The sequence below is a fragment of the Pseudoalteromonas sp. XMcav11-Q genome (assembly GCF_040104525.1).
Classification (GTDB): domain Bacteria; phylum Pseudomonadota; class Gammaproteobacteria; order Enterobacterales; family Alteromonadaceae; genus Pseudoalteromonas.
This window is the reverse complement of record NZ_JBECOX010000016.1, coordinates 50,486-62,171: the sequence shown is the minus strand read 5'-3', so window position 1 is coordinate 62,171 and position 11,686 is coordinate 50,486. Positions and strand designations below refer to the sequence as shown.

At 46.5% G+C, this 11,686-nt stretch carries 3 protein-coding genes; all 3 read left to right on the top strand.

Features of this window, described 5'->3' with window-relative positions:
- Window positions 1–2: 2 nt before the first annotated feature.
- Genes ABMY45_RS20470 through ABMY45_RS20460 form a run of 3 tightly spaced genes read left to right on the top strand, consistent with a single transcriptional unit; the run spans window position 3 to window position 11,680 of the window.
- Window positions 3–6,314, top strand: a complete 6,312-nt coding sequence (locus ABMY45_RS20470) for an amino acid adenylation domain-containing protein (RefSeq protein WP_349289438.1) — start codon at window positions 3–5, stop codon at window positions 6,312–6,314.
- Between the two features lie 3 nt (window positions 6,315–6,317).
- Entirely contained in the window at window positions 6,318–10,430 is a 4,113-nt protein-coding gene (locus tag ABMY45_RS20465; RefSeq protein WP_349289437.1) for an amino acid adenylation domain-containing protein, read from the top strand.
- Window positions 10,427–11,680 carry an MFS transporter gene (locus ABMY45_RS20460; protein WP_349289436.1) on the top strand — a complete coding sequence of 418 codons (1,254 nt, stop codon included), beginning with the start codon at window positions 10,427–10,429 and terminating at the stop codon, window positions 11,678–11,680. The genes ABMY45_RS20465 and ABMY45_RS20460 overlap by 4 nt, the downstream gene beginning before the upstream one ends.
- Window positions 11,681–11,686: the final 6 nt, after the last annotated feature.

Sequence of the window (11,686 nt, the reverse complement as noted above, 5' to 3'; positions counted from 1 at the left end):
TCATGGAGTTAACATCTTTACTGAACGACCTTCACGCGCAGCAGTTGCGCGTGTGGGTGTCTGAGCAAAATACCTTGGCACTGGGATATGAGGGTAACGTAGCGCCAACTTTGCTCACAGCACTCAAAGCGCATAAAGCTGAACTATTGGCGCTACTAAGCGCCCACCAGATCTGCTCCGAAGCCGCCTTTTTAAGTTGGCCATTATTAAAACCAGTGCCGCTTTCCAATGCCCAGGCAAGGTTGCTGTATGTAGACAAACGTGCACCAAAGTCCTGTGCTTATCATATTCCAATGCTGGTTGAGCTGAATGATCCAGCGCAGCAACAAGACATAATCTCGGCACTAGCACAGCTGCTTGTCCATCACCCGATCCTAACGAGTGTAATTGAAACCGATGCTGAGCATTTTAACTGCCGAGCAACCTTACAACCTCTAGCGGTCGAGTATCACCGTGCAACCACTTTGGCTCATGTACAAACACTGGTAAAAGAGCACATCCACACGCCGTTTGACCTCCATACTCAAGCTCCCTTTAGAGTCTGTATTATTGAGCTTGAGCAAAGGCGTTTTATGCTTTTCCTTTGGCATCATATCGTCTTTGATGCTTGGTCAATGCGAGTCATGTTGCGCGACTTAGTTAGCTTGCTACGAGGAGAAAGCATTAAGCCATTAAGCTATTTTGACTTTGCCAAGTGGCAACAAAGGCAAGAACAAAGCGCTGCACACAGTTATTGGCACACGCAACTTGCAGGCGCTCATGCCACACAAATTGCACAGCTGTTCGCTACACAAACACACGAAACCGAATCGCTCACGCACTATTTTGCACTTTCACCACAGCAAAGCCAAGCATTGCGTGCCCTAGCAAAATCATTAAATACCACAGTGTACAGCGTGTTGCTTGCCCATTACTGTTATATTTTGGCACTTCATAGCGGTGAAACAGACATCGTGATTGGTGCGCCATCGGATAATCGAGATCACCCGCAAACGCAAGAAATGATTGGCTTTTTTGTCAACACCTTAGTGCTTAGAGTGAAGCTAGATTATCGCCAAAGCTTTGCTAGCCTCGTGAAGCAAGTTCATGAGACTGTGCGCGCCGCAAAACAATACCAAAGTTACCCTTATGATCAACAAGTTGCCTGTTTGAGTGAGGGCAAACACTCACCTCAGCCAAGCCTGATGTTTAGTGTACAGAGATTTGCCAGCGAGCTTATGGACGAGTTTGCGTTGCCATTTTCAGCGGTTGATGCTTTTACTAACGAGTCTTTATATAACCCGATTAAATGTGATTTCCGTCTGGCATTTGATGATAGCAATACAAATCTGCAAGGACAGATAAGTCTTGATCCCAATAAGTTTGATGATGCATTTGCACAGCAATTTGCCCACACCTATCAGCAATTATTGGTACAGCAGTTAGAGCACAGCGACGTCGCTCTTGAGCAATTATCAACTTCTCACCCAAGCACAAAACCATCAGCAACCACAGTTAAGCAAACTTCAACCCTATCGCTATATCAACAATTTTTAGCCTGCGCCTCAGCAGCTCCAGATGCACCAGCGTTACAAATCAACGATGAGGTTATTACTTACCAAACACTCGCTGCGCGTGTTCAGCACCTGACTGTGCAACTCCAAGCACAGTTAACCCACGAGCAAAACCCTGTTATCGCGCTGATATTTGAGCGCAGTCCAGAGATGATAGTCGCCATATTAGCAACGCTTGGAGCCGGTGCTGGATATTTACCCCTCAATCCAGAGCAAGGCCAAACACGTAGTGAGTTTATGTTGCAAGACAGTAGTGCCAACCTGCTACTTTGTCATCAAGCAACCTTGAATACAGCCATGTGTTTTAGCGCAATCACAGAGGTGCAAAACATTGACGAGTTAGCGCAACAACCAGCTCCTGTTTTCGATATAGATCAAGCGAACTCAACGTGTCATTCATCACTTGCATATATTATTTATACTTCTGGAAGCACCGGTAAACCAAAAGGCGTCATGGTAGAGCAGCGGCAAGTTCAGGCTTTGGTTCAAAGCGCAACTGCGGCTTACGACTTTAACTCCAGCGAAAAAACACTGAGTCTGGCTCCGTACTTTTTCGACGCGTCCGTAGAGCCACTCTTTTTAACGCTGCTCAACGGTGCTTGCTGGGTGATCATGAATGAGGCAAGTGCAAACTCGCCAGCTATGATAAGCGAAACTATCGTTAGCCAAAGGATCAGTCACTTAGTCACAGTTCCTGCATTTTTAAGTGCCATTGGTACGCCGCCCGAGCATCATGCACTACAGCGTGTGATCACCGGTGGTGAGCCTTGTGACCGTAATCTCATGGAGGCATGGACGCCTCTTCTTCATATTGAATATGGTCCGACCGAAACCACGGTAACCGCAACAGCAAACCACCAGCCGCTACAATCACGCTATTTCAATAATATTGGTGTACCACTGCCTCATGTTGATATTCAGATTGTTGATGCCAACCTCAAAGCGCTGCCACCCTTTTGTCAAGGAGAGATCCTTATTGGTGGCGCGAGTGTCGCACGAGGCTATGTTAACCTTGCAGAGCAGACGGCGTCGCGCTTTATTAACTGGCACGGAACACGTATGTATCGCACGGGCGATCAGGCGCGGTATCTGGCAAACGGCGAGATCCAATTTTTAGGGCGTGCCGATGAGCAGGTAAAAATTCGTGGCTATCGCATCGAGCTACAAGAAATAGAGCACCTACTTAACCTGCATTCGCAAATCAACCAAGCTTGCGTCAAAGTACAGCAAAACAACCATCTCATTGCTTATTTCACTGGCGACCAAACCCTCTCTCACACCGAGGTTGTGAAGTGGCTACAACCACAGTTGCCAGATTATATGTTGCCAAGTGCCACGTGTTGGCTCGAACAATTGCCTGTGCTCGCCTCTGGTAAAGTGGACAGTCGCAGCTTACCAAGCGTCGCTCTGGTATCACAGACACCATACCGAGCACCACGCACCCCATTAGAGCAGCAGCTTTGTGCTCTATGGCAGACGCAACTTGATGTTGAGCTAGTAGGTATTGATGATGACTTTTTTGCCTTAGGGGGCCATTCTCTCAGTGCAATGACATTAGTGGCTAAAATGCACTCTAGCTGTAACGTTAACATCAGTTTGAGTCAATTTTTGCAAAGCAAAACGATAGCGCAACTGGTATTACAACAAACTAGCAACGCCAACGAGCCTTTAGCGGTCGCATCAACATCACAATCACTTGATGAACTCATCGTGCCAGCGCAGCAGCAAGCGATGCTCACCAGTGAGCAATTAGCAACACAATCAGGCGCTTTTCATATCCCCTTACAGCTTAAATGCCCAAGTGAGCTACAACAGCAAGCGTTACAACACGCAATCTATCAGCTGGTTGAGCGTCATGCTATTTTGCGCACCCGCTACACTCAACAGCAACAAGGTCGCTGGGCATATAAAGATGAGCAAGGCGTGCCAACATGCAAAACCCTCATAAACACGCCGCATAGTGAATTTATCGCTCAGACATTTGACCTTGAGAATGATGCGCCGCTACGGATCGGACTGTATCACCAAGATGATGAATTTGGGGTGTTACTGGTATTTCATCACATAGCCTTCGACGGCTGGTCGACACAAGTATTGTTGGATGAACTGAACACGCTGCTATCAGGACACACGCTTGCCCCAACCTCACTGCAATTTCGCGACTATGCATATTGGCAATCAACACAACAATACGACGATGCCGCAGCATTTTGGCAGCAACACTTGATTGATATTGATGTCACCCCATGGCCAACCGATGAGCCAAGACAGGCGTTGTTTGATCATCAAGGTGAAGCATTCCCCTTTACCCTCTCAGCAACACTAACAGCTGAGTTAAGGGAGCTGGCAAAATCACATCAGGTATCTATGTACAACTTACTACTGTGTGCTTTTCAGCTCGCATTGTGTGCATGGGATAGTCGTGAAAGTATTGTCGTTGGCTCCCCCACCGATAACCGCGATTCGGCATTTAAAGATACGCTAGGTTACTTTGTTAATACCTTACCGATGCCGCTGCGTGTCGACTTAAATAAGAGTTTTTCTGACTATCTAAGACAAAGCCAAACGCTGTTACTTGCGGCAAAATCTCACCAACAATTGCCACTAGAGTCAATTGCCGCGCAACTTGGGTTGATCCGAGAGGTGGGTGTATCGCCACTGTTCCAAGTGTTTTTTACCTTTGATCAGTTCTCACTACCAACAGCGCAATATCAACATTTTGAAGTCGCCAGCGACACCGCCCAGCAAAACCAATATCACCCGGCCAAGTTTGACTGGAATTTGGTGATTAAAGATATGCCAGACCAACTGATTGGTCAGCTTATTGTTGCTCGCAGTCGTTATCAGTCTTCCCGCTGCCAACAATTTGTGCACTTTTTCTGCCGTTATCTTGAAAATCTCTGTCAGTACAACGAGAAGCCTTTACTGCAATGTCCTTTAGTTAGTACGAAATATTTACAGCAAGTCATCTCAGAAACTCGATTATCACAACCAAATGACGCTTTTTTAGTGCAATTTGCAAAGACAGTAGCAGCGTATCCAGCACGCACAGCATTAAGCTTCGCCGAGCAAACCGTGAGTTACCGCGAGCTAGACTTGTTTTCTGATCACTTAGCAGCACAGTTGATTGCAACCAATGACGAAGGCTCACCAGTTGCATTATATTTTGATAAAGGTATAGAAGCTCCCATAGCAATGCTAGCGGCGCTAAAAGCGGGCATGCCCTTTGTTTCACTCTCAGCTAATCATCCCGTTGCTCGTCGCCAAGAGATTATGGCAAAAGCGCAGGCAAAACTGCTCCTTAGCCGCACACCACGCAGCTGGAATGCATTGCCAACACTGACTCTTGATGTACAGACATTACAGCAAAGTGCTCAACTACGGCCATTCTCAGCCAACACTCATGCAACAGACAAGCTGGCTTACCTCATCTTTACTTCGGGGACGACGGGAGAACCAAAAGGGGCGATGCTGTCTTACCAAGGCCTTGCTAACCTCTGCACCGAGAAGCGCAACACCCATAAATTAGAGGGAAATACTCAGGTAGTCACTAGCCAATATGCTGAATATGTTTTTGATGCCTGCATTTGCGAGATATTCCCAGCCCTAGCTGCCGGCGCTAAACTGGAAATCATTCCAGAGCCAATACGCAAAGATCCACAACAGCTGTGCCGCTATCTCAAAGCTAAACAGGTCAACGTCGCATTTATTCCTACGGTATTTATCAATCAGTTTCCAAAGTGGATAGCGGATATTAACTTAACCGTATTGTATGCCGGTGGTTCTCGTTTAGACCCAGTCAGCCACAAGTTGGCAGAGTATCATTTCAATGAATATGGATTAAGTGAAACAAGTGTCACCGCAACACTTAGTGAAGTGTACCCCAATACACCTATCACTATTGGTAAGCCTATTCGTAACACTCGATGCTATGTGTTGGACCCTTTTATGCGGATTTTACCGGACGGTGCGTTGGGTGAGCTATACATCGCCGGTGATTGCGTCGGTTTGGGCTATTGGCAGGCACCAAAGCAAACGGCAAAACACTATATTGACTATCACCTTCGCTGTGAAAACAACCACTTTTCTGACGAAAAGCTCTACCGCAGCGGAGACTTAGTGCGTAAAAATCAGCAAGGTGAATTCGAGTTTGTTGCCAGAGCTGACAAACAGTGGGATTTACATGGTCACCGTGTTGAGCCAGGCGAAATTGAGTATAAACTCAAAGCGCATCCAGATGTTGACCACGCCGTTGCACACTTACATTTAAGTGAAACAGGCAAAGTGCTGTTGGGTTATGTCGTACTTAACGCTAACACTGAGTGTGATGTGAACGACCTTCGCCAATGGTTGAATCAACAACTCCCAAGCTATATGCAGCTTGCTGCGATATCACTGGTTGACGCACTTCCAATGACAATAAATGGCAAACTTGATACCGCTCAGCTCATCATTCCAACGCTGCAAGATAGTATTGCCTATATCGCGCCAGAGACGGAACTACAACAACAACTCGCCAATGCTTGGCAGCAAGTGCTTGAAGTCTCCGAGATTGGCCTACAACACGACTTTTTTGCTTTGGGTGGCTCATCGATACAGGCTGCACAAGTTACCGCTCTGTGTAGTCAAGCACTCGGCAACGAAATTGCCGTTGCGACCTTACTGACTTACCCACAACTTGACGCATTTGCCACGCAAGTAGAACAACAGCTAAACACGCTAGCCAGCAGCGAAAACTGCGAATTTGAAATGGAGTTATAACGCATGATCGAATCATTTATTTATGGACTAAAACAAAGTGGGATAAGCGTTTGGCAGCAAGAGGATAAATTAAAAATTGCTAGCAACGTGAATTTACAAGGCCAAGCCATCGTTGAGCAGCTAAAACAGAATAAGCCACAGTTGTTACGCTACCTCACAAGGCAAGGCATAGATAGCAAAGCTCGTTTTGATGAACTGTCTATCTTGCCATTGGAAACGCGATGCGCTCCGCTTACGCTTGGGCAGCAACAACTACTATTTACGCAAGAAGTGAGCAACGCGGCAAGTACTTATCATATTCCATGCCTACTCAAAATCGCCAAGCACTGCGATATTGAAAAACTCACAGCAGCAATAGAACAACTGGTGATCCGCCACAGTGCGCTAGATATGGTTGTGGCCTATGATCACCAAGGAAAGACGATACAGCAGCCTGCCAATGAGGCGTTTATCGTGACGCATCATGAGCTTGGTAATCTAAACTTGCATGAGCAGTGCGAGCATTTCTTTAACGAGCCGTTTAGCTTACAGCATTCTCGACCATTTCGTGCCTATGTCATCACCTCAAAGGAGCAGCAACATGTGTTTTTTGTCTGGCATCATATCGCCTTTGACGGATGGTCTTTGGGACTGTTTTTACAAGAATTGACATCACTCTATGAGGGGGAAAATCGACCTCTGAGTCTACAATTTAGTGATTATGCTTATTACATGGCAACACCCGGCCAACGTGAACGACAAGCAACAAGTCAACGTTATTGGCAAACTCAATTGGCTGATTACGAACCATTAAAACTTGCGCAAACTCAGTCGCGCCCAGCCACCTTTGATCATCGCGGCGCGATACAGAGCATTGTGCTAGATGAAAGTACGACCCTAAAGTTACAACAAACAGCGAAAACGCACCGCATTAGTATTAATACACTTGGGCTTGCGGCTTGGTATCACACCCTTGCGCTACTCAGTCATCAACGTCAATTTGTTGTTGGTATTCCAAGCGAGAACCGTCCAACGGCACTGCAACAAAACATACTTGGATATTTTGTTAACTCATTGCCGATTAAAGCGGATATCGACATGACGATGTTACTTGAGCGCTGGTTCACTCAAGTTAATCAAGTCGTTAATCAAGCCAAACAACATCAGGCCTTGCCGTTTGAGGCCATTAAGAATAGCTTAGACGTACCGCTCGACACTAGCATGCACCCGATATTTCAAACGTTGTTTAGCAGTAGTCAGTTTGCCCCTGAGCAACATCATACCTTATGGCAAAGCATTGACCTTGATCTTAGCCAGCAGTGCCAAGCGAAGTTTGATTTAACGTTACACTTGAGTGCAGGGAAAACCACTGAGTTGGGGTTAACTTATGCCACGGCACTTTTTTCCAGCTCATACGCGCAGCAGATCCTCGAGTTATATCAAACGGTTTTACAGGCATATCTAACAGCTGAAAACGCCCAACAGCCTCTCTATAGCCTACCTTTATTGAGTAACACGGCGCAGCAAAAACAATATCAATTAAGTGGAATGCAACACGCCTATCCGAGCGTGGCAAGTATCACCGACCAGTTTGCTGAAATAGTAGCGCGCTATCCAGATAAAGCTGCTATCAGTAATCGCCATCAAACCTTGAGCTACCAAGAGCTTGATAACCAAGCCAAGCAACTTGCCAATGCAATCTTGGCAGTCTGCCCTGAACCCAAAGTCGTCGCTCTTTACATGCGAAACGACATTGAGTTTGTGATTGCCATGTTGGCGGTACTAAAAATCGGCGCTGCATACACAACACTATCGCTCAAAGACCCCGTAGCGCGTCATCATTATCAACTGAGTGATAGTCATGCCGACGTAATAGTCACCTTGCGTGAACATAGCCAATCATTGGCAACACTCAACCACAACAATATCGCTGAAGTTTTCTATGATACAAGTCTGGAAGATACTGATATCACGGCGAATTTTGAGCCTATGTACATCGCACCTAGTGAAGTCGCGACGATTATCTATACCTCAGGTACGACAGGAAACCCTAAAGGCACATTGCTCTCTCACGCCGCAATTAGCTCTTTGGCACTCGATAATCATAGTTACCAGCATCAGCCCCAAGATAGCTTTATTCAACTCGCAAACCCAGCTTTTGATGCCACTCTATTTGAGATATGGAGTGCATTACTCAACGGTGCCGAGGTGCACTTAGGCTATCAGGACAGCCTTAATTCTGCAGCGCAGCTCAGAGCAACATTGCAGACGCTGAATATCACTTCGATGTTTCTAACCCGTTCACTGTTCGACACTTTGTTGCTGCAAGACGAGCATATTTTCGCTTCTCTGACTCATTTACTCGTTGGTGGTGAAGCATTAACAGAGTCGATGGTAAATAAATTGCTGGCGTCCACATCTTGTCCAAAACACTTTATCAATGGTTATGGTCCGACTGAGTGCACCACGTTTACCACAGTGCAAACGATGTCTAAACAGCAGTCTGAGATAGCAATCGGCAAGCCAATCCCAGGGCGAGCAGTGGCTGTAGTCGGTCGCAATAACGAATTACTGCCACTTGGCTGTCCCGGCGAGTTAGTGGTTTGTGGACATGGCGTGGCTGCACGTTACCTCAACAACCCAACACTCAACAGCGAAAAGTTTGTATCCCTAAATCTGTTTGGCTCTATGCAAAAGTACTATCGCACGGGCGACTTAGTGTATTGGAATGCACAACAGCAACTGTGTTATATCAACCGTGGCGATCAACAAGTCAAAGTGCGAGGCTTTAGAATTGAGTTGGCAGAGATTGAGCATCACCTTAATCAGCTGGCGGATGTAGATAGCTGTGCGGTTATTGCTAAAAAGCAGCAGACTCAAACCTTGCTACATGCTTATTTGGTCATCAAACCCGCGGCCAATCAAGCTGCGGTACTCAGCCACTGTAAAACTCAGCTTACCAAGTTACTTCCTAGTTATATGATGCCACATAGCTTCACTGTACTTTCGGCGTTACCGTTAACGCTCAACGGCAAACTCGACAAAACTAAGCTGCCAGAACCTGAGCTAAAGCAGCATCAACTCGTTGTGCCACAAACCAACACAGAGAAGGAAGTGCAAGCCATTTGGCTGGATGTTTTAGGCCAGAGTCCACTTTGTTGTGCGACGGCAGTGACTGAGCAAGGTGCCGACTCCATTAGTTTATTAAGCTTTTGTGGTGCTGCAAGCAAGCGTAATTGGCAGCTAACTCCACAACTTATCCTTGAACACCTATCAGTGCAGCAACTGGCAAGATTTATTGATAATCAGACCCGACTTGATTTTGCCACCATGAGTGAAGATCAAGCAATTGACGCTGCGCTTGCCCATGAGCATTTCGCTCCTTCACGTTTTTTCAATGCACCACAGAGTGAGTTTCTGCTTCACCTCATGCCCGCAGCAGCAACCGCTGATAGCTTTGCACCTCTGTGTGAAAAACTTGCGCCCGACCTGCGCATTCACGCATTAGAAAATATTAAACTGTTCACAGGCAAACACATCAGCTTGCATACTATGGTGCGCTATTATGCTCAGCGTATTACAGAGGTATCGCCAACTGGCCCACTTTACTTGGGCGGCTTTTGTGAAGGTGCGGCATTGTCACTGGAAGTGGCGCGTTACTTGGCCGAAATGGGTAGAGAAATTGTCCACTGCTTTTTGATTGACCCCGTCTTACCAAGGCTTACTTCAACAGCGCGTCAGGCCGCCGAAGAAGAGTATATCCGTTCGCAAGACGATGACGCTAAACTTATCGCCCGAGCATTTTTAGACTTTACTCAATACTTTCAAACCGCGACGGCGTTTACCTTCCCTGTGAGCTTCTTTATCGCCGATCATGTCAGTGATGAGGCCATTCCACTTCCAGCACTGAGATTGATCCATCAAGTGGAAGACATACCTGCGCTGTATAAGCGGACGTTTGCAAGTGACAGAAATGGTTTTGAGAATTTACTTGCCAATGCAGACTATATTACGCTTGAAAGTGCACACGATGAAATCATGACCGACACTAAAGACTTATCCATCATCGCGTCACATATTAATGCGTTAATGCAGCAAACGAATAGTGCCGCAACCACTGTGGAGCAACGCGCATGACTCGTTCACAATTTGCTACACGATACGGCATCCACCTTGGGTTAACTATGTTTGCCAGTATGCTGGTGCTCCCTATTTTTACACCTTACATGCTGAACTTAGGCCTAGCATTGCAAGATGTGGCCTTGGCTATGGTGGTCATGGCTATCACTATCGTGGTGTTTGAAGTACCAAGTGGTATTGCGGCAGATGCCATTGGTCGCCGCAAAGTATTTTTAGCTTCTTTGGTGTTTGCCGCTGTATGCAACTTACTTTTATTGTTGAGTGAAGACTTTTGGCACGTCTGCTTAGCCATGGCATGTTGGGGATTAAGTCAGGCATCGTTAACTGGCACGCTCAACGCATGGTTTGTTGAAACTTATCAAAAGCTTGAAGGAGACGAACCACTGAATAAAGGGTTCGGTAAAGTGTATGGTATTGGCTATCTTATCGGCGCCAGTGCCGCTTTATTTGCCGCCCTCTTTTTGGCGTTTGCGACTAGCCCAACACAACAGCTCAACCACTTGTATCAAGCCTTAATCGTGGTTTCGATAGCGGTATTGTGTGTGGTATTTGCATGTACTTTTGTCGTGGTGAAAGAGTCAACGAGACCTCAGCAAGAGGTGCTTGAGAAAGGACTGATTAGCCAAGCTAAGGCTATGCTGGCAACTTGTAAGCAAAGTGGTATGCAAAGACTGCTGTTGGTGATTGTTTTTGCAATTCCTGTTGCCAGTAGCATAGAGAAGTTTTGGCCAGCCCTAACAGAACGCTACAGTAGTGCACCAGTTGACTCTATTGCGTGGATATTCCCAGCAATGATGGCGGCTGGGTTTGTATTAAATGGCGTCGCTGCAGCTATCAGTGCTCCGATCTGCTCTTTATTTGGTCAACGCTTAGGGTATGTCATGGCGTTCGCTCATTTCGCCAAATTTGCCTTTGTGCTGTTACTTGCTTGGGTTACGTCACTACCATTACTGATTGTAGCTCTGCTGTGCTTTTATCTTTGTATGGGACTAGCACAACCGGCACAACTGCAACTACAACATCAACTGAGTAGCGATAACGTGCGAGCCACTGTGGAGTCAATAATGTCACTGACCACTCGCTTTGGTGGCTTGCTCGGCTCTGCATTAACCGCTTTACTGTTGGGCTACGTCAGCCTGACTATCAGCTGGATAATATTAGGCGTAATTTCACTCGTTGCTATCATGCTGTGTTGCTCGAGCACAATCAATCAACCGGAAGCTCAGCTCGTTGCTGCGCAGTCGTAACAGACT